Source organism: Haloarchaeobius caseinilyticus (assembly GCF_051207395.1).
Taxonomy (GTDB): domain Archaea; phylum Halobacteriota; class Halobacteria; order Halobacteriales; family Natrialbaceae; genus Haloarchaeobius.
The window spans coordinates 12,607-38,493 of sequence record NZ_JBPJZC010000006.1; the positions used below are offsets into that span (position 1 = coordinate 12,607).

Annotated in this window: 26 protein-coding genes and 1 CRISPR repeat array; of the genes, 9 read left to right on the plus strand and 17 right to left on the minus strand. The window is 56.8% G+C overall.

Annotated elements, in window-relative coordinates; all coding sequences use genetic code 11:
* The first annotated feature begins 229 nt into the window (after positions 1–229).
* From ACSC1P_RS21680 to ACSC1P_RS21690, 3 genes are read left to right on the plus strand one after another with little or no spacing between them, the layout of a single operon-like run.
* A complete protein-coding gene (locus ACSC1P_RS21680; protein WP_435362309.1) occupies positions 230–697 on the plus strand; it encodes a ribbon-helix-helix protein, CopG family in 468 nt (155 codons plus the stop codon).
* The gene (locus ACSC1P_RS21685; protein WP_435362310.1) at positions 685–1,317 is read left to right on the plus strand and encodes a hypothetical protein; all 633 of its coding nucleotides are present in this window, start codon (positions 685–687) and stop codon (positions 1,315–1,317) included. Before ACSC1P_RS21680 ends, ACSC1P_RS21685 begins: the two co-directional genes overlap by 13 nt.
* Positions 1,314–4,235 (plus strand): type IV secretion system DNA-binding domain-containing protein, encoded by a 2,922-nt coding sequence (locus tag ACSC1P_RS21690; protein WP_435362311.1) that lies wholly within the window; start codon positions 1,314–1,316, stop codon positions 4,233–4,235. The genes ACSC1P_RS21685 and ACSC1P_RS21690 overlap by 4 nt, the downstream gene beginning before the upstream one ends.
* A gap of 239 nt (positions 4,236–4,474) precedes the next feature.
* Here the strand turns inward: ACSC1P_RS21690 and ACSC1P_RS21695 are convergent, their stop codons facing one another.
* The 5 genes from ACSC1P_RS21695 to ACSC1P_RS21715 all read right to left on the minus strand — a co-directional run bounded on the left by ACSC1P_RS21695 (position 4,475) and on the right by ACSC1P_RS21715 (position 9,082).
* Positions 4,475–4,963: a DUF7995 family protein gene (locus tag ACSC1P_RS21695; RefSeq protein WP_435362312.1), complete on the minus strand. Its 489-nt coding sequence runs from the start codon at positions 4,961–4,963 to the stop codon at positions 4,475–4,477.
* 44 nt (positions 4,964–5,007) lie between these two features.
* Complete coding sequence (locus ACSC1P_RS21700) at positions 5,008–5,430, minus strand: SWIM zinc finger family protein (protein WP_435362313.1); 423 nt, start codon at positions 5,428–5,430, stop codon at positions 5,008–5,010.
* 72 nt (positions 5,431–5,502) lie between these two features.
* Positions 5,503–6,432, minus strand: coding sequence for a transcription initiation factor IIB (locus tag ACSC1P_RS21705; RefSeq protein WP_435362314.1), 930 nt, complete (start codon positions 6,430–6,432; stop codon positions 5,503–5,505).
* Positions 6,433–6,726: 294 nt separating this feature from the next.
* Positions 6,727–7,836, minus strand: coding sequence for a hypothetical protein (locus ACSC1P_RS21710; protein WP_435362315.1), 1,110 nt, complete (start codon positions 7,834–7,836; stop codon positions 6,727–6,729).
* Positions 7,837–8,101: 265 nt separating this feature from the next.
* Positions 8,102–9,082 carry a tyrosine-type recombinase/integrase gene (locus ACSC1P_RS21715; protein ID WP_435362316.1) on the minus strand — a complete coding sequence of 327 codons (981 nt, stop codon included), beginning with the start codon at positions 9,080–9,082 and terminating at the stop codon, positions 8,102–8,104.
* Between the two features lie 270 nt (positions 9,083–9,352).
* Between ACSC1P_RS21715 and ACSC1P_RS21720 the strand changes: the two genes are divergently transcribed.
* Together ACSC1P_RS21720 and ACSC1P_RS21725 are read left to right on the plus strand one after the other, a co-directional pair.
* Entirely contained in the window at positions 9,353–10,771 is a 1,419-nt protein-coding gene (locus ACSC1P_RS21720) for a lamin tail domain-containing protein (protein ID WP_435362317.1), read from the plus strand.
* On the plus strand, positions 10,771–11,061 hold the full coding sequence (locus tag ACSC1P_RS21725; protein ID WP_435362318.1) for a DUF3006 domain-containing protein: 291 nt from the start codon (positions 10,771–10,773) through the stop codon (positions 11,059–11,061). The genes ACSC1P_RS21720 and ACSC1P_RS21725 overlap by 1 nt, the downstream gene beginning before the upstream one ends.
* A gap of 585 nt (positions 11,062–11,646) precedes the next feature.
* Here ACSC1P_RS21725 and ACSC1P_RS21730 read toward each other — a convergent pair.
* The 12 genes from ACSC1P_RS21730 to ACSC1P_RS21785 form a co-directional block, all read right to left on the minus strand.
* Complete coding sequence (locus ACSC1P_RS21730) at positions 11,647–12,726, minus strand: phospholipase D family protein (RefSeq protein ID WP_435362319.1); 1,080 nt, start codon at positions 12,724–12,726, stop codon at positions 11,647–11,649.
* Positions 12,727–12,782: 56 nt separating this feature from the next.
* Positions 12,783–12,989 carry an SWIM zinc finger family protein gene (locus tag ACSC1P_RS21735; protein ID WP_435362320.1) on the minus strand — a complete coding sequence of 69 codons (207 nt, stop codon included), beginning with the start codon at positions 12,987–12,989 and terminating at the stop codon, positions 12,783–12,785.
* Between the two features lie 138 nt (positions 12,990–13,127).
* Complete coding sequence (locus ACSC1P_RS21740) at positions 13,128–13,256, minus strand: hypothetical protein (protein ID WP_435362321.1); 129 nt, start codon at positions 13,254–13,256, stop codon at positions 13,128–13,130.
* A gap of 3 nt (positions 13,257–13,259) precedes the next feature.
* On the minus strand, positions 13,260–13,787 hold the full coding sequence (locus ACSC1P_RS21745; RefSeq protein ID WP_435362322.1) for a DUF7342 family protein: 528 nt from the start codon (positions 13,785–13,787) through the stop codon (positions 13,260–13,262).
* A gap of 101 nt (positions 13,788–13,888) precedes the next feature.
* Positions 13,889–14,065 (minus strand): hypothetical protein, encoded by a 177-nt coding sequence (locus ACSC1P_RS21750; RefSeq protein ID WP_435362323.1) that lies wholly within the window; start codon positions 14,063–14,065, stop codon positions 13,889–13,891.
* Between the two features lie 138 nt (positions 14,066–14,203).
* Positions 14,204–14,425, minus strand: coding sequence for a hypothetical protein (locus ACSC1P_RS21755; protein WP_435362324.1), 222 nt, complete (start codon positions 14,423–14,425; stop codon positions 14,204–14,206).
* 40 nt (positions 14,426–14,465) lie between these two features.
* On the minus strand, positions 14,466–15,461 hold the full coding sequence (locus ACSC1P_RS21760) for a M48 family metalloprotease (protein ID WP_435362325.1): 996 nt from the start codon (positions 15,459–15,461) through the stop codon (positions 14,466–14,468).
* 120 nt (positions 15,462–15,581) lie between these two features.
* Entirely contained in the window at positions 15,582–16,727 is a 1,146-nt protein-coding gene (locus ACSC1P_RS21765) for a Fic family protein (protein WP_435362326.1), read from the minus strand.
* 270 nt (positions 16,728–16,997) lie between these two features.
* On the minus strand, positions 16,998–17,555 hold the full coding sequence (locus tag ACSC1P_RS21770; protein ID WP_435362327.1) for a DUF7342 family protein: 558 nt from the start codon (positions 17,553–17,555) through the stop codon (positions 16,998–17,000).
* 92 nt (positions 17,556–17,647) lie between these two features.
* Entirely contained in the window at positions 17,648–17,908 is a 261-nt protein-coding gene (locus ACSC1P_RS21775) for a DUF8069 family protein (RefSeq protein ID WP_435362328.1), read from the minus strand.
* A gap of 11 nt (positions 17,909–17,919) precedes the next feature.
* Positions 17,920–18,198, minus strand: a complete 279-nt coding sequence (locus ACSC1P_RS21780; protein WP_435362329.1) for a DUF7389 domain-containing protein — start codon at positions 18,196–18,198, stop codon at positions 17,920–17,922.
* Positions 18,199–18,406: 208 nt separating this feature from the next.
* Positions 18,407–19,597: a Cdc6/Cdc18 family protein gene (locus ACSC1P_RS21785; RefSeq protein ID WP_435362330.1), complete on the minus strand. Its 1,191-nt coding sequence runs from the start codon at positions 19,595–19,597 to the stop codon at positions 18,407–18,409.
* A 232-nt stretch (positions 19,598–19,829) separates the two neighbouring features.
* On the opposite strand from ACSC1P_RS21785, the gene ACSC1P_RS21790 reads away from it, so the two are divergent.
* From ACSC1P_RS21790 to cas8b, 4 genes are all read left to right on the plus strand, one after another.
* Positions 19,830–19,985, plus strand: a complete 156-nt coding sequence (locus ACSC1P_RS21790; RefSeq protein ID WP_435362331.1) for a hypothetical protein — start codon at positions 19,830–19,832, stop codon at positions 19,983–19,985.
* A 565-nt stretch (positions 19,986–20,550) separates the two neighbouring features.
* Entirely contained in the window at positions 20,551–20,811 is a 261-nt protein-coding gene (locus ACSC1P_RS21795; protein ID WP_435362332.1) for a helix-turn-helix domain-containing protein, read from the plus strand.
* A gap of 1,308 nt (positions 20,812–22,119) precedes the next feature.
* A CRISPR array of direct repeats spans positions 22,120–22,741; the repeat unit is 30 nt; unit sequence GTTACAGACGAACCCTTGTCGGGTTGAAGC.
* A gap of 208 nt (positions 22,742–22,949) precedes the next feature.
* A complete protein-coding gene (cas6, locus tag ACSC1P_RS21800) occupies positions 22,950–23,762 on the plus strand; it encodes a CRISPR-associated endoribonuclease Cas6 (protein WP_435362333.1) in 813 nt (270 codons plus the stop codon).
* Positions 23,749–25,887, plus strand: coding sequence for a type I-B CRISPR-associated protein Cas8b/Csh1 (gene cas8b / locus ACSC1P_RS21805; RefSeq protein ID WP_435362383.1), 2,139 nt, complete (start codon positions 23,749–23,751; stop codon positions 25,885–25,887). The genes cas6 and cas8b overlap by 14 nt, the downstream gene beginning before the upstream one ends.

Below are 25,887 nucleotides of genomic sequence, written 5' to 3' on the forward strand. Positions count from 1 at the left end.
GACAGTAGAGAGTTCCTCGTCGACGGGTGGCCCTTTTAGTTCAGGTAATTCTCTATCTCCCAGGAGCCATTATTACATAAAAATAGTATGGAATTTATACTTGTGCGAGGAAGATTCCAATGATGAAGTCCACATTGATTTTCCAATATATGAATTCTGGTGTCTTGGAAACTGAAGAGTGCTCAAAGGCTCGGGTAATGCATGAAAGCACCCAGATTCAGTGAGTGCGATGGCACGACGAGATAACCAAATTAACGTCTACCTCGATTCGGACCTGTACCGTGAAATCGAGGCACGGGCAGACGAGTCTGGTCAGTCCAGGTCTGGATACATCGCTGATGTTCTCGAAGCACACGTCCAGAACGACCTCACGAGCGAAGTGAGCCACGAGACGGCAGTAGAACGTCGAATCGAGGAACTCGTTGCACACGCGACCGAGGAAGTGACAGATGCTACGGGTGGGCTGGAAGAAGCCATTCTGAAGACTGGAGTCTACTCGGTCGCTGCCTGGGAACTGGTCAAAGGAGACCACGGAGAGGTTGCCAGACAGCAGGCTGTCGAAGCAGGGAGGCGTCGACTCCGTGAAGAGGCGAACCACCTCGGGGCCAGCGCCAGCTCTAAATCGGAACACGAGATGCAACCACAAGCTGACGACGAAGACTCTTCTGACGGTGAGGACGACGGGTGGTACTTCTGATCACGAAGACCGATTTCCAGTACGGCGGCGCAGGGGATCTTCTCAGGTACATCAGCCGAGATAACGATCAAGAAGTTCCGGTGAAAGATCACACCGGACGGGAACTCGACCAGAACAAACGCAGTCGGTTCGTCGACGTCTCTGAACAGTACGGGATGGAGCGACACATCATCGTCGCCCCCGATCCAAAGGCGGAGTATTCTGCCAGTGAGGTCGATCGGAACGTTCGCTCACTGATGCGTGAGTGGCGAGAGGCCCGGAAGCGGACGCACTACGTGTATGCTGTCCACGACAGCCAGGAGACGCCACACGCTCACGTTGCGGTGACTGGACGCGAACAGCAACTCTACATGGACCGCGAAGACATCGAGTCGTTTCGTGAACGGGCTGGCGAGGTCTTCAAAGAACCACAGCGACTGGCCCAGCGTCAAGTAACGTCTGCTGTGAAACGGAGTGCAAACAGAGATGGGAAACACTCCGCTCGAAGGCATGAACCGACGGCTCGTAAACGAGAGCAAGCATGGGTGGAAGCACTGGAACGCAAGACCGACGCCCCAAAGAGGCCAAACTCGGAGGCTGACGACCGAAAACGGTCGCCTGACCAGGAGGCAGAGCGGTGACACAGACAGAAGAGACTGCAGAGCCACCGAAAGACCTGGCTGACGAGGTACTATCCGGCTTGGCCAAGGCGATAGGTATCGTCATGTTCCCCTGGCTTCGACTCGGCCGAGACGCACCACTCTCTACGCGGCTCTGGCATTGGCGCTACGTTTACGCGCTGTTCGCCGTTCTCACCCTGTTCACGACGTGGAACGGACTCAGTACCGGTATCTACGATCCTGTTGTGCTCGTAGTCGCTCCACACGTAATCGGCGCGCTCATTCTCCTCTGGACCCTCGCTATGGGGCCGGTCGACGGACTCGGATTGCCGCTTGTAGATGTTCCTGCTAGCTGGATTCTCCTCGGCGTGCTCGTCGTGAGTTGGACAGCGGTGGTACTCCAGACGCTTCGGTACACGTCCCCTGTCTTCGGCATCACCGGAATCCCCTTTCAGCAGGACGAGGGTGAGTTCATCGCGCCGATGCGGGCACTCACAAGGAAGAGCGACGATGCACCCACGATCCCCCGCCTCAAGCAGGATGTCTCTACCCTTGCAATCGGAGAGACGGGCAGCGGGAAGACCTCCGCTCTCGAACTCCTCTCGTACCAGTTACCATACGACGCAAACACGGCCGTGATTGCACACGACTTCGGGAAGGACTTCCAGAATTTCTATCGAGAGCTCGGGTTCGAGGTGCTCCGGATATCCGTCGACGATTCTGATGTCACCTGGAACCTGTTTCTGGACGTCGAGAAGGAGCGGGATTTTCGCGAACTCGCAAGTGCAGTCTTCGGTGAGCCACGTGGCTCTGATCCCTTCCACCGACCCGCAAAGCAAGTGTTCGAGTCCGCGTTACGCTACGTGTCTCGGGAAGCGTCGTCCGAAGACGGCGAGAGTCCACTCGGTCATGAGGAACTCGTCGAGTTCCTCCTGCTCGACCGAGAGACGATGCAGTCACGACTCAAAGAGTACGACGACCTCGCCCCGAGTGCTGCACACCTGGATTCGGACACCGGTAAGTCCGCAGTAAACGTCTATCAGAGCCTCCACGAGAACGCTAGCCCGGTGTTCGTCGGTGACTTCGCTGCCACGGGGCGCTTTTCGATTCGTGAGTACATCGAGAACCCGGATGACCGAGTGCTGATTATCGACTCTGCAGCGACTGAGATGGCATCTGTCGGGCCGATGTTCCGACTGCTACTCGACTGGTCGATTCGCTTCGCGATGGAATCAGACACTCCAGTGAACTTCATCCTCGACGAGGTCGACCAGCTCCCACCGCTCTCACAGTTGCACGTGCTGACCGCTCGTGGTCGCTCAGCACAGGCTCGCGCGCTACTCGGTATCCAGACGATCGGCCAGCTCGAAGCCCAGTACGGCAAGCACGCAGACGGTATCGTCGGCAACTGCCCGCAGGGCGTCTACTTCAGTGGCGGCGAACCCAAAACCACCGAATACATCCAGTCAGAGATAGGCCATCTGCGCCAAGAAGTCGGGTCGACGACGGTTCGTCGAAACAGAGGCACTCAGTCGCACACTGAGTCCTCGCAGTCGACAACGATCCGCGAGACAGACCGCTACCCTGTCCCCTCGGGTATCGTGAAAGCGTTCGGCACGGGTGACTGCATCGTGAAGAGCCGAGAACACTGGTGGATGGGTTCGATCTACCAGCTTTCAACTATCGAACACCGTCTCAGTGCTGATCCGTCGCCACCCACGGAAGACAGTGCTGACACCGCTCCGTCGTCGGAGGAGGTCGATGCCACGTCGACGCAGCCTACCGAGGTGGAGCAGGCGCTTCCGTTACCGGAACCCGACCCACAGCCCAGTACTGAAGTCGAGGGGACCACGAAGGTGACCGACAACGTATCCTCCGAGAACGACCGTAGTGAGGGTATGGCGGAGCCGGGCGACGAGATGCCAGAACCTGCCTTTACGGTCAGACACGGCATCTATCCTGACGACCTTCGAGAGCAGCCGCAGTGGCTTACCTGGAAAGAAACTGACGACGGCCGGAAAATACCCCGAGCTCCGTGGGCAAGCGACTGGCTAGATAAGTACGTGAACGCACAGGACCCAACGTGCTGGACGCAGTTCGACACTGCAAGAGACGCCGTCGAGAACTACGACGGTCACAAGATGGCGTTCACCATCCGTGACCGCACCGAATTCCCTGACGAGACCTACGTGCTCGTCGACTACGACAGAGCACGCGACGCCGACACTGGAGAGATTCACCCGACCGTTCGAGAACACATCGACAGCGCTGCGAGCTACACAGATGTTTCGACCTCCGGGACCGGTGTCCACATCCTCTGTCGTGGGTCACTGCCCGATGGTGTGAAATCGATCGACGCCACGCTCCCCGAGGATTCGGCCTTCCCCAAGGCAGCAATCGAGGTGTACGACACTGCCCGCTTCGTCGCGATGACTGGTGAGCACCTCGCCGAAACGCCGACGAAGACGACCGACTGTCAAGCGTTCCTCGACGAACTCGTCGACGAGTTCGCAACCGTCACAGACGAAGCACCCGACCAGATCGTCCACGAACCTCTCAAGAACCTCGACGAAATCGAGTCACTGGACACGACGGACGATATCCAGGACGTCCTCGACGCGATACAGCACATTCGACCTGCAGACATCAGACTTCGCTCGACTATCACCGAAGAACGAAGCGACGGCTCAAAATCACTGGACCCCTCCTGGGAGCAATCGGACAGTGGCACGAGACTCGCACAACTCGACGATGGGTGGGTGTACCGAAAGGGGATGCACGGCCTCGATGCAATACAGGTCGTCGCACTCGAAGAGCGCATCATCCACCGGCCGAACGAATACCCGAAAGGCGGTGAATTCTGGGACGCCATCGCCGCAGTCCGAAACCGTGGCGGTCACATTCCCCTGTACGAACCCCGCGAATCTCTCCACGAGTGATGCAGCTACTGACTGAATCGTCCACCAAGTGCCTTCGTCGCTCACTGCCTGCTGTGCATTACGCGTAGGGCACATACTCCGTTTGTAGTGCACGAAAAATCGGCAGACGGGGGAGTGTTTGAGACGATCTGCACTACAGCTTTATCTTGCCCAACAATCTTCTCAGGGAAAATTCGCACCTCCAGGTGCAGACGAACGGTAAACTGACCGGGGGTCAGCGAGCCGATTCTGGTTGCGGTTCAGTAGTGGACGTCGGCGGGGACGACCCAGATATCGTCTTGGTCGAGGACGTGGTCGAGTCCTCGACGGTGACGGATGCCGCATGCGTTCTCGTCGTAGAGGGTGACGGTCGGACCGTGGTAGCGGCCGATGTTGTAGAAGGAGTGTCTGACGAGGTCAGTGTCGGCCATGATTTCGTCGGCGGAGTACTGGGTGAGCGCGTCCTGTACGGCAGTGAGGTTTCGGTCGAACTGTTTGTGCATGTGGTTCCAGCCGCGTTCGATGAGTTCAGCACCGGCTGGCGAGTGTGCTCTCGCTGCGACGGGGAGGTCACCCCAGCGGGCAGGGCCAGCGGTGGACGACTGGTGGTCGTCGAAGGTGACGTAGTAGTCGAACACGAGTGTTTCATGTAGGGAAGCGCCGACGAGACGGTCGAAGGTTGCCTGAGCGTTTCGGAGTGCGTGTTCATCGGTCGATGCCTGGACGAGTGCGTAGATGAGTTGGTGCATTGTGGTGGAGCAGAGTCTTGTTTCAGCACTGGCTGACAGTTCGGTCAGTCGTCGAAGTCACGTTTCGCGTCGCGGTAGCAGGTCCAGCAGGGGAAATCGTCGCGAAGAACGTCACAGTAACACGCCTCCTCGGCGTCGTTACTGCCGGACTCGCTCGTCTCTGGAGCAACCGTACCGCCGTCGGCGACAAGCTGCTGATTCTTCGCTGCGTCGAGGACAGGCTGGCGTATCGCGACTGCGACTCTGTGTTTGCACGCGCCCTCGTACTTCTGGTTCGCAGGACAGGTGCACGACGACGGAAAGTCATCGTCGACCGTGACGAGGTACTCGTGCTCTTCAGGATTTGCGTAGCTGCCGTTTCGAACCCGGACACCGTCGGCGACGATTTCGAACTCGAACGCTTCGTACTGTGCACGCTTCCCGACGCGAGTCAGGTACTGGAGTTTCGTGAGAGGATTTGTCGACATCTTGTTCAGCGAGAGGCTCTGTTACCCCCCGCACCCCTCAGGGGGTGATAAAATCGTGTTACGTCGGCTGGACTATGCACTCACAATTTCCTGAATCTCATCTCGTCGCGCTCGTACCGTGACCGGAGTCACATATGCCGCGTCTGCGAGGTCGGTCTGATACACTGTGTCGCCGTGCTCCTGAGCGGCGACGTAGATGCACGCCGCGGCAACGCCCGTCGGTGCTCTGCCGATTGCTTGGCCCGTCTCCTCCAACTGTCGAGCGAGTTCGAGTGCCCGGAACTGCGTGGCCTCGCCGACGTCGAAGCGTGCGGCGTATCGCGGTACGAACGTCGACGGCGACGGTGGCGCAATCTGGAGACCGAGTTCGCTCTGGAGCACCATGTATGCGTTTCTGAGTGCAGAGCGGTCACAGCGGGCGACTGGTTCGAACTCGTCGAGTGTTCGAGGGAGGTCGAAGCAGCGACACGCCGCGTACACACTACCGGCAGCCATCGCGTTCACGGAGCGACCTGGAAGGAGGTTTTCGGACTGTGCCTCGCGGAACTGGGTGGCAGCCCGGTCGCGAACACTTCGCGGAAGTTCGAGTTCGCTCGCGATACGCCGAACGTCGACGAGGCCCCGGAGTGCGTTCCGAGACCGCTTCGTCGGTGTTCGTGCCCTGCTGTGCTCGCGTCTGAGCCTGCTGAACCGTCGTCTCGTTCGAGAGGAGAGAACGTTCCCCTTCGCGTCTTTCCTCGACCCAATCTCTGTCGACAGGCCGTCGTCGTGCCTGGAAGGGGTGAGTGGCGACCCGATACGACTACTCGTTCTGCCGTCGTTGTTGTCGAACCAGTCCGGCCCGTGGTCGATCGCGTACTCTCGAACCACGAGTCCACAGTCGACGCAGTACGTCTGTCGTCGTTCCCGTTCGAGGTTGCCGTCGCACTCCGGGCACGGCAGGTCGATCGGTAGTTGTTCGCTCTCGTCGAAGCCAGTCGCGTAGATGTGTCTACTCGCCATTGTCGAAATCACTGCTCGCAGGTCGCTCTACAGGAACGCCCCGCACCCCTCAGGGGGCGATAAAATGCCGTGCGGAAGAAACGCATTAGAAGAGACTCTCAACGATTAACCAACAAATGGCTCTTTCCAAAATATTTGTTGGTTAAATATTGCTACCGGAACATCCAGTCCCTACAGTGAGAATCGATTGTAAATTCGAAGGTAGTGGACTGTACCTTGAGCTTGAATCATTGGGGCTGAAATTTTTGTCGCTAACGTCCTGTGTATCTCGATGAAGGAAGCCAAAGGGGGTAATCAATTCTGCTGGAACACTTTGTGACCTAGCTTTAGAAGTTCGATGTAACGTTTCGCCACGCGGTCGATGAACGCATCATCTCGAAGATCTTCAACACCATCAATCTCCCATGTATCAACGACAATGCGCATAGATTTTCGAGAACTCACGGTGAACCCCTTGCATTCAAAAATATCTCTATGGTCCCGGAGCTTCTCGGCATGGACACTCTCTGTTCCTGCTGCATCGATTGCGACCTTTACTTCACACTCATCGAAGGGATTGACTCGTAAGGCATAACGAACCGACTCCGGATGTCCAGCAGCGTGAGTTTCGAGATACGGATAGTTTGTAGAAAGATTCCCCAGAATTGGATCAATCTTATCCACGCACAGCGTATCTTTGACTTCAGAGAATGATTTAGTGAATACGTTGGTTGTAAACACACGGTCACCAGGTTTCGAATTCGACTCTGTTCGCGTTCGAGATTCATCATAATCAACGATAGTCACAGCACCGAACCCTGATTCACCTGAGGGGAATCGGAAGCGCTGTACTTCGACGCACTGAATGTCGAGTCCTTGGTCACGAAGCCAACGTGCTGACTGCCGTGTCTGTGCCGTAATTTCTTCAGCTACAATTACAAGGCGCTGTGTTCGGTTGAGTTCCCATGAGCTAATATCCTGGTCAAAGAATTGATTGAACGTAGAAATGAGAGACTGATTTTCTTCAACGGCTGGCTGGAGTATCCAATCCTTCTCTCGATATTCTGTATAGAGATTATCAAGTTCGTGGTAGTCGTATCGGTCTAATGCTTGAGCGTAGAGTTGTGGCTGGCTAACGATACTGGCTTCGGAGGCAGATTCGGACCCTGAATCGCCCCGCTTCAGTTCGAATACGATTACGTTCCCAAATCTGTCCAGCCCTAAGAGGTCAGGGATTCCAGTAGACAAATTCGGCTGACGGGCGAACAAAAGAACAGATTCGTCAAGAAGAGCATCAGGGGAAGCGTTTAGCCATGTCTCGAGTTCTGCTTCTCCTTCACCATTAGCTTCAGATTTGACTGGTAGATACTCGCAAGTAGTAGACCGTGGCAGTCCTTCTGTTTCGTTGAACTGAAACAAGCGCATAGTCAAGCTGTTCTAGTCTGGGTAAATAAATTATCTCTTTGACGAATTCTTCCTCGAGCCTTCTTCTGATATTGTTTATTTATCCATGTTGGAAGTACTGATCAGACCAGCTATTCGGCTGGCTTCGAGATACGGTCTATTCGGTCCAGATACCTCTGGAAGACTGATTATCGGGGAGCCCCTCGCGTTGTAACAAGGAAAGGTTGTATCTTCAATAGAAGGAAAACCTCGCCTCGAAACAGTGCGATATCGAGTGATAACCCACTCAACGTGGTTTACCAGAAGTTGACGCAAGCGATTCGTACTCAGACAGTTGAAGAAGCGACCGGTGAACTCGGTCGATATCCCGGCCTGAGAGATGAACATACCTCCCCGGAACCCGAGACCCTTGCACCCAACCAAACCACTCGCAGAGCTGTGCTTCGGTAAGCCAGTTCGCGAGATACGTCGCTCTGCTATGGCGGAAGTGATGGGGATTTACTGGTTTGTCGATGCCTGCCCGTCGTTTTGCTCGTTCCAGCAGTCGGAGACGAATGTAATTGTAGCCGATTGGCTCCATGCAGTCCCCCTGCTCGATTTTGCACCAGAGTGGAGCAGTAGGGCGGTGAGCGGGATGGACACGGAGCCAAGTCTCGACGTGCGGTTCAGACTCAAGCAGGAGAAGACGCCGACTGCCGGTTTTCCCGTCCACTATGATTTTCGTTCCTTCTGACGTCTGCTCTAGGTCCGCTACAGTCAGATCGATTAGCTCACCGATTCGAGCACCGATCTCCCAGAGGACAGCGACCAATGCCTTGTCGCGAGCGTTGACGCAGCCGTCGATGAGTGCGTCGACGTCTGCCGGCCCGAGTAACTTCCGCGGAAGCGGCTGTCGCCGCTCGTGTTTGCTGTTGAGCCAGCGAGTTGCTGGTGGGTCTTCGCCGGAGTTCAGCCACCGGTAGAACTGTTTGAGTATCTGCTTGTAGTCGCGAATCGTTGCATGGGTGATGTCCCGGGTATAGAGCCAGGCCACGAGTTCTCTCGTGTCGTCGACGTCGAGAGTATCGAACGGCTGCTCACCGAGCTGTTCAGCGATAATCTTGAGGTGAGAGAGGAGTTTGTACCGCCGTGCCTGGCCGATTCCGTCCAGAAGCAAGTCCCGGTCGAACTCGCGAAGATAGTCTTTGTTGCTTGGACAGATTCGAGGGGACTGTGCTATTGACTCTGATAACTGTGCTAAGCGTGCGTCGTAATCGAGGGTCGGCATCCTACACGAGGTACGTGCTGTACACAGTTATCGAAACCTCACTCGAACTGTTCGTACTTGGATGTGGGTGCACCGAGGAATTGAGGGTCAATCATATTAACCAACAACCTGGCCACGGTAGTCGCAGGCGTTGGTTAACAGAACTCAAATCCGCTGCTTCCGCTCTATCGAGCGCCGCTTGTGAATTAATACAACGGACACAGTGGGGTCTGTATTTCACAGACAGAGCTGAGCGGAGAGGATATGCACGGGTGAGGCGTCAGGTTCGGTATGCGAAACACGTGGTCCTGGAAGGCAGTCCTCGTCGTCTGCCTCGTCGTGCTTGCAGGTTGTGCAGGCGACACTGGGACCTCAGACGGTACCACAGTAGAGAACGGTTCCCCGACACAGACACCAGCCACTACGAACGGAACGCTGAGCGTCCACTTCATCAACGTTGGCCAGTCTGCGAGTATCCTACTCGTCGCGCCAAGCAACGAGACGATGCTCATCGACACGGGCGACTGGCGGAACCATGGGGAGGACGTGCTTGCCTATCTAGAAGCGCAGGGCATCACTCGGATTGACCACCTCGTCACCTCTCACGCCGACGCAGACCACATCGGTGGGCATGCCGCCGTCATCGAGACGTTCGAGACCCAGTACGACGGCGTGGGCGCGGTATATGACCCCGGCATCGCCGCGTCGTCGAACACGTACGCACGGTATCTCGACGCTGTCGAGAAGTACGACGTCCCACTCTATCGTGCTGGTGCTGGCGACCGCATCCCGTTCGAGGGCGTCGACGCATCCGTGTTGGCCCCACCTGAAGGGTATATCGCAAATGAGGCTCGCAACGAGAACAGCCTCTCACTCCGAGTTCAGCATGGCGGCGTTTCGTTCCTGTTCACCGGCGACGGTGAGGAAGCGCTCGAAGAGTACCTCCTCGCGAATCAGCGCGACCAGCTGGACGTGACCGTGCTGAAGACTGGCCACCACGGGAGCCGAACGAGTAACAGTCCAGAACTGCTCGACGCGGCCTCACCACAGGTGGCAATCATCTCCAGTGCGTACGACTCCCAGTACGGCCACCCGAACGAGGAAGTTCTCCAGCGACTTGCCGACCGGTCCGTACCGACGTACTGGACGGCGACGCATGGCTCGATCGAACTCGTCACCGACGGACAAACGCTGACCATCGCGACGCAACGAAAGGCACCAACTGAGGCAATCGCGATTCGGGAAGGGACGGCAATTGAGCCTGAGACCGCGGGGAAGCTCACTGTGAGAAGCACGATCAAGATAGATGGAGCGGCAGGTCAGCCGGGTGGACCCACGAAGACACCACAGCCATACACTGCGACTCCCGTTGCAACTGACGGTAGCATCACCGTCGAGTACGTCCACGCCGACGCAGAGGGAGCAGAGTCGGACAACCTCAACGACGAATACATCGTCTTCAGCAACGACGGGGACGCACCACTCGACATGTCCGGGTGGACAGTCACTGATGCTGCTGGTAGCAGCTACACGGTTCCTGCCGGCTTCACACTGAAGGCTGGCGCGTCGGTGACGCTGCACACTGGCAGTGGGGACGATACAGCGACAGACCTCTACTGGGGAAGTGACTCACCCGTCTGGAACAACGACGGCGACTCCGTCGTCGTGCAAACAGATAACGGCGTGACAGTCCTAGAAGAGGCATACTGATGACCGAGAAGACATACACGGCCGTTCTCGACCGTTTCGAGGAAGAACAGGCGGTCCTGCTCTGCGAGGACGGCGACGAGGTCGTCGACGAACTCGTTATCCACCGGATGTTCCTCCCCCCGGAGGGACGACATCAGGACGCGATTTTCACGCTTCGAGTCGGTGAGGACGATCGGACCGTTCTCACCTATGAGCCGGGCGAGACAGAAGAACGGGCATCATCTGCGCAAAGTCGATTCGACCAGATGTCGCAGTCGCTCTCAGATCGAGAACTGGACGAAGAGGAGTGAGAGGGGATACGGTCAATCTGGTCCCTGATCTCTGTATCCAATTGAGTGTTCGGGAACCTCAGACTTGGTCATCTCACGATTATTGAGGTAACTTTTCTCTGAAACGAGTGTTTTTTGCTTAACCAACAAACGGAGGGTTTCCTCTGTTACGTTGGTTAAAACTGGTATGAGATTTGAGGTTGAACACGACGAAGGACTGTGAAACAACCGTACGAGAAAGGACACTCGCCCCACCGTTTCCGCTGTTAGCAATCGGCTGCGAGTTGCTGAACGCGCCGATACACAGAGAGAGCTTTCTGCACGCCGTCGCTTTTCATTTCACACTGAATAATTTGATAGACTGATACGAAGGTCGTGCGTGATTCAGAGGAGAAACCCAACAAGGTCTTCCGAACTCCAGTTCCGTGGCCTGTTATTGTCTATGTCACCGACGTCAGTGTCTTCCTAAGCGAACCGCCACCGAGTTGAGGAAGCTGACGCCTGCAGACCAAAGCCAAAGACAGTCCCCGGGATCACTTCGTACGCCGGATTCCCGGCAGTGGGAGCGCCATCTGCGTAAAATGCCCTGTCGCGAGGACGCGTAGTTTAATCGCGAATCCAGACTAGGTTAGCACTCTCTCCTTGGCCACGCTTTTCGACTTCTCCCGTTGTCCGCCAGAGCACTCGGAGGCTGGCATCAAGGCTGCCGCTGTTGTCGTAACCGTGGTCCTCAACCAGCCTCCGTTTCAATTCGCCCTGGCTTATTTCACCCTCGACGTAAATCGTACGCCGCATGATTGATGGCTGGTTATCTGTTCCATTGAGTAGCCGCTCGTAGAACTCTCTATCAGTCTTTGTAGGGAAATCGTCTACCTGCGGAATCGTAGGAAGTTCCCCCCTAGAAGGGAAATCTTTGACCTCTTCTATCTCACTGCGGCCATCCACGCCGGAATCACCACCACCGACACTGCCTGAGAGACTGGACGCTGTCGTACCGGTGGTGGTTCCTAATGGATCGAGTTCCTGCTCGTCAGATTCACCACTTGCACCAGATCCTTTCGCGGGGCCAAATTCGCGGTTAGACTCGTCTCCGATATACCCGCGAGCCTCTAAGTCCTGAATCGAGGACTCGGTAAGTGGTTCGCTCTTCTCCCGTACTGGGGCAATAAGTGTCTCCTCAATATCGGAAATGGGGCCCAGTTCGTCAGAATTAGCGGGATTGCATTCGTAGACCATCCCGGCTTCGACATTCGCTGAGAGCCCCGGCTGGGTAACGTTTGCAGACCCAACGATTAGACGAATCTTGTCGTCTCCACGGAACAGGTAGACCTTTGGATGGAACGTGATTCCCGAGGACCGGAATCTTATCCACGAAGTCTCGATTTCCGAGTCGAGTAGTTCCTCAAGAGCTTGCTTCGTCGTTGCCTCCTGGTCGGCACCGATGAAGTACTCATACCGTTCGAGAGAAGAAGACTCCACAGCGTCAATCACCGAACTCACACCAGACTTGGTGGCGAACGCGACTACAAATTGTATCTCTTGGAATGAGTCGTCCTGAATGGACGCGACCACAGCCTCCCCAATTGTTGTGGGAGGACCGTCGAAACCAGCAGATTCCGCATCGATAATTTCTGCAACAGTCTGGTTAGGAATTCCGAACCCCTGTCCAATAGCACCAACCTTCATTCAGGTACTCTATCTGGATAGTCGCAAATGAATGTTATCGCCAGTATCCAACTTCTTTATCCGACGGCCACCCACTGCGGGCGGATTGGGTCCCAACACCGGGTTAGATAGCCGCGTCGTCGAAGTTCGTCGATCGTCTCGGCGTCGATGAACTCGGCCTTCCGGATCATACAGAGGTGCGCACAGGGCCCGCTCTGGTACTCGAAGCCGCGACAGTCGCACCGCCCGACGTACTCGTCGCCGTCGCAAGCGATGGCCACCATGTGGTGGCTCCCACCAGGGAGGCAGACACGGTAGCCGAAGTGGCTGAACCGCTCGATGACTGCAGCAGGCTCACGAGTTTCATCGAGTGTCTCGATGAAGTCCTTCTGGGCCCGCTCGACGAATGGTGGGGTGCTACGCTAGCGACACTCGATACCGCGGAACTTGTACTCGTCGACGACGACGGGATGGCTCGATGCTCGCTGTGCCAAGACTGTCAGCGTCTGGATGTCGAGTGGGCCGCTCGGGCCTTCAGCTCTGTCCGGCACGAGTCAGGCCCGCGCTCGGTCGTCGCGCATCGACTCGGCACGCTGGACCGCTTGTTTGAGAACCGTGATATCTCGACGGATCGTTCGCCACTCGGTGAGGTCGTCCCACCGTTCGTGGAGCGCCTCGTGGTCCTCGGTGATTTCGTCGGCGACGACGACAGCATCTGGTTCCGGTACACTGTATTGCTCCTGGAACGCCTGGTCCTGATCGACCAGTTCGTCGACCCGCTCTCGGAGCGTCCCCGGACTGTGTTCGCGAGCCAACTGCTCGATACGCTTCCACCGAAAGTACGACTGGTTGCGTTGGTAGGTCGCCGGTCGAGTGTCGGTTCGCTCGGCAATACCCATCTCGGCCAACTGTTCGAGCGCTTGCCTGGCACCGTTCTCAGAGCACTCATCCCACTCTTCGAACTGTTTCACAGTCGCTGGTTCGTGCGTACCGACGAGGACGTCGTAGACCCGTTGAAACGTCGTTCTGTCCGCCTGCCATTGCTCATGCGCATCGAACGCCGGCGGGTCTCCTTCGCTCATACCAGTGTATTCGCGAGTGAAGCGCATATATTTCTGGTTCGGGTCGTATATCTGAATCTCGGACTTCAATATTCGTGACCAAGCCAGCCTTCTCGATGCGCTTACTCTTCCTCGGTCAACGACGCAGCAAGCCCGCGGAAATGGGCAGCGACGATTTGGCGTTCTTCGAGCGAGATGTCCTCTCGGACCTGCACGCGGGCTAGGACGTGTTCACCGGGGATGTCGTCGACGAGTTCGGCGAGGTCAAGGTTGGCAGTGTGCCACGATGTCTGTGCCATAATTTCTGTGTGATTTGTTATCGGAATTTAAAGGTGGTTCGACTCTTAGGTAGCGCTATCACTGATTGGTGAATAGCGGCACCCACTGATTCAGCGTTGACCGATGCGGTCAGGAAAACACACAACGAGAGGATACAGTCAGTCTGTAACCCGGATCTCGGAGTTTACGCGATAGATGTACCCACGCATCTCCAGTACTTCCAGTGCGTCGCGAGCGTCGGCTTGTGAGAAGCCTTCGTTCACGAGTGTCCGCGTCGCGCTTGCTTCGTCGACGCCGGGTTCGGGCGGCGCGATCGTCCCGGAGATAATCTCGAGGCAGTTCTCCGCGTAGCGTGGAATCGGCGTTGGTTCGCCGTACATGGGCCCGATACTACAGAGTATTGGCGCAAACGCAATAGAGCTATCCCCTGTCTGGCTTGGACATCTGGCGTTCGACGGCGTCGATAATCTCCTGTGCCGTCGCGACGATTCGCTGGAGTCGGTCACGAATCGCATCTGCGGGCTCGCCGTCCCACGCTGCCACATACAGCGCACTGTTCGACGCGTCGAGCCCGAAATACTGTGAGACGACGTACGCTGTACTCTCAGCTTCGACCTCACGCTTCGCCCGTTCGCCACGGTCGTCGACGTCGAAGTGCAGCAGTGCATGTGCATACTCGTGAGCGAGCACGCTGGCGACTTGCGCCTCGTTGTCGTCGTCCTTCACCTCGACGAGTAGCGAGCAATCGTACGTACTGCGTTTGGTACAGATTCCGGCTGCATCGCCATGCTCCCAGTCCTCCGGTGGGACGAGCGTCGCCCGGACGTCGAGCTGTGGAGCAGCGCGAAGTAACGCGTCGAGCAGTTCATTTTCGGAACCGCCACCGTGTGCGGCCGTGTCGAGTTCCGGAAGCGGCTCACCATCGGTCTGCGAGACGTCGAACACGGGAACAGGCCTGAACCCGACCAGCCCGTCGCTCCACTCGTCCGATGGCGTCTCGTCGTACTCACAGTCGCTACTGGTATGGTACGACGGCGAGTTCCCACATGCAGGGCACTTGCTCGTGATGATGGGTGCCCAGATCCAGATGGCTGACTCACCCTTCTGGACGTCCCTGTCGAAGTCGTTCGCCCAGGTGTTGTACCCTGCAACCCTTGTCGCGCTGGGACACTGGTGCTTGATGAGCAGCGTGTTCCGGTACGAGTAGTCGTGGAGGTGCGATTGGACGTCGAGCCACTCCTGCAGTTCTGTGCTGGCTCGTGCGTCGTCTGAGAGGTCTGCGAACTGTTCGACCCACGCTTCGAGCGAATCGTGCATCTCGTCTCGACGAGTATCGGCATCGTCGAATCGCGTGTGGTCAGTCTCGTCGTCGGTACCATCGTCGCTACTCTCCGTGTGGCAGGTATCTGTAGACATCAGGCGTCTCCGAGGAGAACTCGAAGTCCCCCTCGCCCCTCAGGGGGAAATAAAATGCTATGAGACGTGCCCGGGTTTCTGGATATCCGGTCGGACGAGTACAATTCGCGTCGGCTCTTCTTACTCGAGAATTTCGAACACGTCGACAGCTTTGTACTCTTTGCCCCGCTCCTTCCCGGTCACCTCTTCGATGAGGCCGTCCGCTTCGAGGTCGTCGACGACCTTATAGGCTGTCCGACGCGATACATCGAGGTACTCCATGAGGTCTGGTGCCCGGAAATATGGGTACTGGAGTAATTGACGGGCGAATTTGTCCGTGGTCGTGCTCCGAGGGTATTCTGTCTCGTATCGCTGTTGGAGTTCACGAAGTTGGTGAGTCCGGGTGTAGGACGTCTCAGCTTGACTTCGAAGCCCCTCAATGAAGAACGCGAGCCACTCCTCCCATGCGCCGTCCTCGCTCACAGCGCGCATTCGCTCGACGTATTCGACTTTATGACGGTTGAAATACGCGCTCGGGTAGATGTATGGGCTCTCAAGATAGCCTTCACTCGCCAGGTAGAGGATGATGAGCAAGCGACCAAGGCGACCGTTCCCGTCCGAAAACGGGTGGACCGTCTCGAAAAAGTAGTGGATAACTGCAGCATCGATGAGCGGATGATATTGTCCACCCATCCTGATGTACGCCGCTAACGACCGCATGAGTCCATCGACCCCATCCGGGTGTGGCGGGACGAACGGACGTTGCCCGGTCTGCGGACTCGGGAGGTGCACCATATGATTGCGGAAGTCGCCAACCAGGTCACCGTCGTTGCGGACGCCGTCAAGAAGTTGCGAATGGAGGTCTTTGACGAGTGAGAGCGTTATCGAGTCCCCTGCCTCTATTTTTGTGAGTCCGTAGTTCAGTGCCTGCTCGTAATTGAGTGCTTCTTTCAGGTCTTTCTCGATTGTGGCGTCTGTTTCACCAGCGGGGTGTTGCGTGTGGTACGCCTCGACGTCCTGATACGCGACATCTGCACCTTCGATGCGTGCGGATTCGACTGCTTCGATACGAATGAGTGATGTATAGAGTACAGCGGAGAAGTCGACCGTTGAGCTGATACCATCGACGCGGCCAATTTGGTAGGCGGCATCAGCCAGCAGCGAATGTGTTTGTTCAGATATCTCGAGCTTCGGCTCGATCGGGAGTGGCTCCGGTGAGTAGTACGGGTTTGGGTGGGAAGGAACGTACGTACCGGGGGCTTTGTCTGGGAGCTCTCTCGTGGGCATCTCGATACTACCACTCCTCGACGCATCCGTATAGGTATTTTTATAGCACCTATATGGAAGGCGGGGGAAACAGCAACTCATGTGAAATCGGGCGTAGATAGTATACATACAACCCTCAATTCGAACTCTCTGTATACCTGCTATAAAACCAGGTATATGGAAAGAACGAATTTCGGATCATTTGTGTTGTGAGGAGGGAAGTGGTGCACGATGGGTTCGAATTACTATTCTATTTGAATTTGCTCTTCGTCCAGGCGGTTAGTCCCATCGTCAGATTTGTCGGGAGACGTCGCCACTCCCATCTCCGTCTCGCTTGAGGAAGAGCAGCGCTTGTCTCATGTCTCGGACTCGATGTCGAAGCGTCCGAAGCTCGCTAATCTGGTCATACCGTTCTTCGAGTTCGTCGAAGGGAACATCTGCGAGTACATCAGTATCGATTCCTTCGCCACCGAGTTCGGCCGAGAGGTCCTCGATCCGACGCTCGTACTCGTCGACGAGTGCTTCGAGCTCTCCTGTGTCGTACTCTTTCGTGAGGCGGTCGAGTCTGAGAAAGTCGAAGTAGGCACTGTTTCGCCTGTACAGTGCTGGGTCGGTCGCTGTCTTGTCGACGACGCCGATCTCTTCCAGCCACTCCAAGTTTGTCCGTGCTCCTCCGGGAGAGCAGTCAGCGAGTTCTGCAATTGCAGATACTGGCGTTGGCTCAGTGAGTCCAGTCACGACTTCGTACACTCGTTCTTTCGTGGACCGGTCCGCGACGCTCTTGCCCCACGAGTCGGCGAACGAATCGGCACCGCTCGGCGGGTTCTTCGGAGAGTCACGGTTCGTCATCTTGTGCCGAAGTAGGCTGCTTGCTCAAAAAGTTCTTCGAGTGAGCAAATACCTGATTCACCGAGAGCGGTAGTTGTTGACCTCCCGCCGTTTCAGCCGTCGACGCCAGCTAACCAGCCGCGATGGAAGTACGCGAGACAGATGCACGAGCGGAATACCTCACCAGTCGGACGGTGTCTGAACTGCTGCGTCTCTGGATTGGGGGCGACGATGCCCGCGTCGACGAGGTCGGTGACGATGTGTCGTGCATCCGATTCTGCAATTTGGAGTGCAGTGCTGTGGTCACGGTCTCGGGCGAGCTGGCGTCGTTCGAACTGTTCGTGGCCGTCGGATTCGTAGGGATGTGACGTCATGGAGAGTGTGGCTATTCGTTGGCGTCGATGGTCGGGTCGAACGCTCGTGCGGCCTCAGCGAGGCGGCAGAGCTTCGGGAACAGTTCGTCGACGTCGGCTTTGGCCTGCTTGACGGTCGGTGCTTTGACCTTCCCCTCGAGGCGGTCCTGATCACGGGTTCCAGTTCCTCGAGTCATCGTGAGCTTAATCGACGCTCCGGTGTCGGTTCGAGTGATGTGCTCGGTCACGTCGAAGTCGTCTGGAAGTCTGTGCTGCTCATCGTCGTTAGTTGGGTCTGTGTCTGTCGACATCTGAGGATTCTCCCTCAACCCTGAGGGAGTGATAAAATGTTCTGCGGATGGGGCGGACCTGTCTCTCTACGTTGGTGGGCGGCGGCCTAGTTCGCTCGAGGACCAAGGGAACGAGGGATAGAGAGAGGAGACTTCGTCTGTTAGACCACGCGATTGTCCCCCCTGTTAGATAGTGAGAGAGGGGATTTCGTCTGTTATGCCGACACAATCATGCGTCGTCCAGCCGACGTCGCGTCTCGATGACGACGTCCGGGTCGATATCGAGTCCGTACTCGAAGAACTTCCCACCGCCCTTTCCCTTGTTGCGTTCCGCACGTCGGAGGAACCCGAGCATGTGTAGGTCGGAGAGATGCTCCTGCACACTCTTCAGGGTCGTCAGTGGGTCCGTGGCGTTTGCGTCGGCGGCTGTCTCGTACTTCGACTGAATCGCCTTCGTCCGCGCTGGCGTCGACCCCGCCGTTTCCAGGTGTGCCAATGCTTCGAGAATCAACTGGGCATGTTCGGTCTGGTCGCGAATCTTGTCTGCCGCCCGGCCACGCTGGACAATTGCCCGGGCTTCCTCGACGTGCGAATCACGAACAGTCTCGTCGTCCGCTTTCTCAGCTACTTCGCCACCGGTCCTGAGCAGGTCGAGTGCCTGCCGTGCATTCCCTGCGTCTCGGGCGGCGACGGCAGCGGCAAGCTGAATCGCAGACTGGTCACAGGCACCGTCGACGAAACCACGGTCAGCGCGTGTTCGGAGTATCGTCTGTAGTTCCTCGGCGTCGTACGGACTGAACGATATCTCCGTCTCCATCAGCGTATCCTTCACCTTCGGGGAGAGCGAGTCTCGGAACGTGTAGTTGTTCGAGATGCCGATGACCCCCAGCTTGGCGCTCTCGACGTGGCCGTTCGACCGGGCCCTTGGCAATTCGTACAACAGGGTGTTCGCGTCTTCGAGGTGGTCGATTTCGTCGAGGATGAAGAGGTGCGTGCCGCCGACTCGGTCGAGTTGCTCGTAGAGTTCCTCGAACGCGTCGCCGGTCCCGAGGCCCCGCTTCGGGAACAGACTGGCGTGGTCTGGCAAGAGGTCGTTCACGAGTCGACGGACGACCTGGAAGAGCGTGTTGCCGTTGCAGTTCTGCTCGTGTGTGTAGAGGTCGTCTGTACCGTCCGTCTCGGTGACCTTCGCGTGCAGTTCGCGAACAAGGTACGTCGTCACGGCAGTCTTGCCGAGGCCAGCTTTCCCGTACAGCATCACGTTCTCGGGTGCGCGGCCGTACAATATGTCCTGCAGGGCGTAGCTGAACTGCTCGATCTCGTCGTCCCGTTCGAGAATCTCGTCCGGCTGGTAGTCCTCGCGAAGCACCGCTTTCTCGTCGAAGAGGCTGTCGCCGATGGACGTGAATGGGGAACTCATTTAGTGCACAGGCCCAGCGGTTGCGGTACTGGCGTCCAGTTGCTGATTGCTGGTCTCTGGAACAGCACTCCCGTTTCGCTGTGGAACAGACGAAACGTCCTCTCTCTTCCTTCCCGACTCCCTCCTCCTGTACCGGGCGAACAAACGAAATGTCTTCTCTATCTCTTCGTTCGCGGGGGTCACTTTCGTGCGGTCGAACAGACGAAATGTACTCTTTCTATCGTGCGGATGAGTGCTGCTGTTTCTGGACTGGCTCGACGCAGTGATGCTGTTCGATGCGTTCCGCGAGGCCGATGCAACCACACGTCGGGCACTCCTGCAATGGTGGCTGTGGCAGGGCTGCCCAGGCGACGAATGCGGCCTCCAACTCCGCTTCGACCGCTGGTGAGTCAGTGCGTCGATGTGCGTTCTCAAGGTGGCGGTACAGGCGGTCGCGACTGGTGAGTGGTTCGTGGTGTGCCATCGGTTGCAGAGAGCACGTCTTCGTGCCCTCCACCACTCGTGGGGTCGATAAACTGGCTGGCGCTGCGTGGATCTTTGGCCGACAACGTGGCGGCTACTCGCTTGCAGAATCTCCGCGTCGTCGTCGCAGTCGTAGTCAGTCGTCTGTGCGGGCGTCTCGTCCTCACACGAAACACCGCCGTCAGTCGTCGATGCGGGCGATTCAAGGCCCGCGGGCGTGTCTTCGTACATGGCTTTCGTGCCGTAATCACGGGAGTCCACGCGAGCCGATGTCTCCAGCATCGGGCCCGCATTTCTCAACGGACCCAGCCAGGTAGCGATGGGTCCGCGCGAAGCTCTCGTACCCACAGGTCTGTACGAGAGGCTAATAACTTCTACCCACAAGATTGTACGAAAACTGTACAGTGCTGAACGAACATGACAAAATGCCGAAATCGTAATACGACCCCAGAAAGACCTCAGACTCAGTGCGAACCCCTCTGGCATCGTGGATGACGCCTGCAGACAGAGCGATTTTAGAGCGGTTGCTGAACGAGGGGAATGAAGAACTCGTACTGACTCCCCGCCTAATCGCAGAGAACACCGATTACGCGAGGACGACTGTTCGAGAGCATCTTCTGGTGCTGATGGAACGTGGTCTCGTCGAGTACTACGATGAATCCGGCTCGATTTACCAACTCTCCAGCCTCGGTCGTTCGTACCTTTCCGGCGACCTCGACGTCGACGAGCTTGAGGACGACGACGAGGAATAGGTGGGCCGTCGACCCAGCGGAATGTCTCTGTTTCGTACGTCACGCCCCCTTCTCAGGTAGCTACTGTAAAAGGCGAAAGGTGGCAGTCATCGGAAAAGTACTTGATCGTCTTCCGTCGACCCCCCGGTCCTGAGGGGTTACTGGAGGTCGACGGAAAACCTCATTGCAGTTCGGCCGGTAGAAGGCTCACAGTGGCTGAATCAGCCATGGTTACAGAAGGACCGCGCAGTAGACTGCGCGCGACTCCCGCTCGTCGTCTCCGAACGGGCTCATCCGGTTACAGAAGGACCGCGCAGTAGACTGCGCTGGTCGCTGTGACCGCTGAGTTACAGAAGGACCCTTGTAGGGTTGAAGCGTTCGGAAGTACGGCAGGTAGTCCGACGAGGTCGGCGTTACAGAAGGACCTTGTAGGGTTGAAGCCGAAACCCCGTCGACTTCGACCATGCGGTGCCCTTCGGTTACAGAAGGACCCTTGTAGGGTTGAAGCGACGACCTCGTTTCGTCCGAACTGCTCGCCCGCTAGTTACAGAAGGACCCTTGTAGGGTTGAAGCACTCGCACCTTTCGCAAGACCTCTAAAGAGATACTTGTTACAGAAGGACCCTTGTAGGGTTGAAGCCTCGTGGTCCTCGTCGAGGAGCAACGTCGGAATCTCAGTTACAGAAGGACCCTTGTAGGATTGAAGCTGGTCTATCGTCACCTCTGAAACCCACTGCCACGTGTTACAGATGGGCCATTGTTGGGTTGAAGCGTCCCCCAGATGGACGCACCGCCGGAGGTCGCCGAGTTACAGACGGACCCTTGTGGGGTTGAAGCTCAGCCATGACCATGACCTGAGCGACCCGCTCCGATGTTGCAGACGGACCCCTGTAAGGTTGGAGCAAGGCTTGAGCACGCAAACCGGCACGTCCAACGGTATTTCAGACGGACCTTGCAGGCTGAATCGCATTCCACAACTGCAGAGCAAGCAACGCATTCGCTGCTTGAGTGTTGTAGGAAAGTGTCTCGGAAGTGCCCGAGATGCATTCTTACCGAAGAGAGCAGAGCTAATAGTCTGGTGCCATACCGGTGAACGTCGCCGCGACACACGACGACGAGTAGCCGAGCCGTCGACTCACCAGAGCGTCTCTGTTTCGTCCTTCAGGCTACCCTCTCAGGTAACGACTGCAAAAGGCGAAGGGCGGCAGTCATCGGAAACGTACTTGGTCATCTTCCATCGACCCCCCGGTCTTGAGGGAGTACTGACGGTCGACGGAAACCTCATTGCAGTTCGGCCGGTAGAAGGCTCACAGTGGCTGAATCAGTCATGGTTACAGACGAACCCTTGTCGGGTTGAAGCTGAATCGACAGGACCTCGGAGTCGCGATGGTAGAGTTACAGACGAACCCTTGTCGGGTTGAAGCACGGAGTTCTGTGGCCATCTTCGCCGCGTACGTCCCACGTTACAGACGAACCCTTGTCGGGTTGAAGCTCCCTCACCATCATCGTCATCGCTTGTGCTCCAATCGTTACAGACGAACCCTTGTCGGGTTGAAGCGACTCCACCGCGTCGGCCCGCTCCAGCAGTCGAAGCGTTACAGACGAACCCTTGTCGGGTTGAAGCTTCGCGGACTCCCCGGCACAAGCCCCGTTCAGTGGCTGTTACAGACGAACCCTTGTCGGGTTGAAGCATGCTATGTCGTTGAATCCGTGGGTTCGCAACTCGGGTTACAGACGAACCCTTGTCGGGTTGAAGCATCGCGTCGAACCTCGACGAAAACCGCGTTCACGCGTTACAGACGAACCCTTGTCGGGTTGAAGCTGGTCCATGTAGACCGGCACACCGAGCTTCGAGTCGTTACAGATGGACTCTTGTGAGGTTGAAGCTTGGGAATATTCCTCAACCTGAAGACCGGTCGGCAGTTACAGAAGGACCCGTGTGAGGTTGAAGCATCGGTCATCGAGAAGACGGCTGCGACCTCGTGAAGGTTACAGACGAACTCTGTAGGTTGGAATATTGCTGGAGGGTCAGACGAATCGCCCATACAACAGCTCCACTCAGTGAACAGTATCCTCCCCGAACAGTTTTAGGAACATCAACCGAAAGATGGCGCATGACATGACTGTTGACAAATCAGAATCCAAACGGAGGCATAGATAGTGCGGTTACTGGTCGATCTTCGCGCCCGACAGGACACAGCGTACCGCCACGACTACCACGATAAGTTACGCGGACGCATCTGGCGAGCGCTTGAGGACACAGAATACGACGACGAGCACGACGACGGAGAACCGATGGGTCTCGTCTTTTCGAACCCGTTTCCGTGGGGAGACATCTCAGAAGGTGATAAGCGACACGTCTTGATAGCGTCACCTCGTGAGGAGTTACTCGCGACCATCGCGAGCGACCTCAAGTCGAATCCCGAGTTCAACATCGGGGATATGCCGTTCGACGTCGACGACCTGCGTGCACTCAATGTGGATGTCGGCGAACCTGGGACTCGGGGCGTCGTCGAATGCGCCACGGGTGTGTTCGTTCGACTGACCGAACCGCATCGCGACCGGTACGGTATCGAGGATTCACACGACGCACCGACGTACTGGCGACCCGAACACACGATGGAACCGTTCAAAGAAGCTACCAAGGCGAACCTACAGCACAAACACGACCGGTTCGCACACGACTACCAATCCGGCCCTGAAGACGTTTCAGGCGACTTATTTGAAGGCTACGACCTGCTGAAAACGTACGCATTGCCACTGACCGTGACGACCGGGACGAGAATTGACGTCGTGGTGAGCAAGTGGCGCTTCGATTATCGTGTTCGCGACGATACCCATCGCCGCCACCTCAATCTCGCACTGGACACGGGACTCGGTGGCCGGAACGGATACGGCTTCGGCTTCTTGAATATCGTTGAGAAGACAGCCCCCGATGGAACTGAACTGGAGGGTGAGCGTGCTTTCGCCTGAGGAGTTCCGGGAAGCGTATCCACCGGATGAACTCACTTCAGAGCTTCCCGAAAAACCAGTCTCGTCGCTTCGAGACGTACAGTACCTGTACGGGAAACTCTACACGCTCGCGACCGCGGGCGGCGGCGACTACGCGTCGTACCTCACTCCCGATGCAGCCCGTGACCTTGTGGACGAACCAGATAGTCTCATCGTCGTTCGGGTGGACCTCTCAGGTAAGGAACCACAGCTTGCGGATGATGACCGAGGGCCAGTGTGGGTCACGAAGTATTCGGAGAAGATAGTCGGTGAGGTGGCGCACTGCTACTTTGCAAATAAGGGGAGTGGTATTGACCACAGCATCACTCATAAAAGTGGGAACAGAAAGAGCCCCGAGAAACTCGGAAAGTACGCAACTGACAGGCTTACTCGCTGGCCGACTGAAGACGCTGTAAAGAAGGTCGAGCTGGAACACGAAGAAGGTTGGATAATCGAGAAACTAACTCAGGCTGGTGAAGACGAGTCAATACTGGAGAAAGTCGCGAGTGAGACGGAAGCACAGATTTCAGAAAAATCCACTGCACTACTCACAGTCGCCATAAAGACTGAACAATCAGAAAAGTACCAGCTACCCGGTGACATTGACGTATTGAAAGAGGGAATGCGACAACAGCGTCTTTCTAAATTAGTGTCAAAAGGAAAAGCAAAAAATTCAGCCGGGGACGCGATCGACCTCGTTTCGCAAGAACGATCCAGAACTGTTGGAACAGCAGACGATCCAATGAACTACTTCCTCAGCAAGCAACTGGAGAAGTTTCCTGGATTAGATCCCGATGAAGCGTGGCGCAGCCACCCGATATCCGAGGATGCCGCCGTCACGCTGATGAACGCCGGGACGTTCGTCGATGCCTGCACCTACCGCACATTCGGTGCGCGCGTGTACTATCTCCCGTACTTCTTCGGTAGACCGACCCCGGAAGGAACGTACAAACTGTACAAGCTGTTGTACGCAGCGACGACAGCAGACGATGACTCGGAACGACTCACGCCTGTCGAGCGAGCATTCAGATTACGCAACGAAATCTCGCTCGACGGCTTTGAGCTTCGATTCTATGTCTCAGCCGTGATGCCACACCAGATGTCTCGCTTCGACGTGTTCGGTGAAACAATGAACGGGTCGATTCAGTATCCAACAGCACTCTCGGTTGCTCACGAGACTGTGTTGAAGACGGCCGCGTTCAGGGACGACGGGGATCGAACCGCCGCCCTGCCGACAAACGAGAAGTGGAACCTCCTCTCTGGAGAGGATTTTCTTGGGCCGATTGCATCCGGCTGGTACTTCCATCAGACGTTCCCATCGGGAGACGACGACACAGACGCCAGTGCTGACGACCCACGCATCCAGTCCCTCGTAGCAGTCCTGAGCGGTGGTTCGATACCAGTCTCGACCCTCCTCGAAGCATACGTGGCACGGATAATCGAAGACAGCGGCGACGAAGACCACGGGTTTCCGTCATTCCTCGTCGCCAGCCAGTACGCCCAGCTCTGTGGGCTGGCGTGCGCCGAAGGTGCCTTCTTGGCGTCGGAATCAGGCGAGCAGAACCACATTACTGAACCAACAAATTACGACTCACGAACCATGCCATCAACAGACAAACTCGCGATTACAGACGGTGGTTTCGCCGGAGCAGAGAAACTCGAATCGTTCATCGAAGATACCCCCGCGCTCGACGAAAACGACGAACGGTGTGCCTCGTTCCTGTTGGGAGCGCTCGTCGGCGCGGTCGGGAACTATCAGGAGTACGAACACGACCGTTCGACCACGCTCGTCGACCAGTTCCCGGTGAAGGCAGTGACCCGAAACCGAATCAAGAAGGTCACACAGGAGGCGATTCAAAAGACCGTTACGTACACTCGTCAGGAAAAGAAGAAGGGCCGGAGCTACCCTGGAACGAAGTTCGACTATATTGTCGATTTCCTCCGTGAAACCGTACTTCATCCTGACCCGGACGACTGGGAGATCGAGACGGCTGACCTCCGGTTCTACTACGCACTCGGGATTACCTACGGGATGAACGACCGTCCGATGAACGCAGCAAACGAGTCCGAACAGCCTGCCGAACAGTCCACCGCGACCACCAACTAA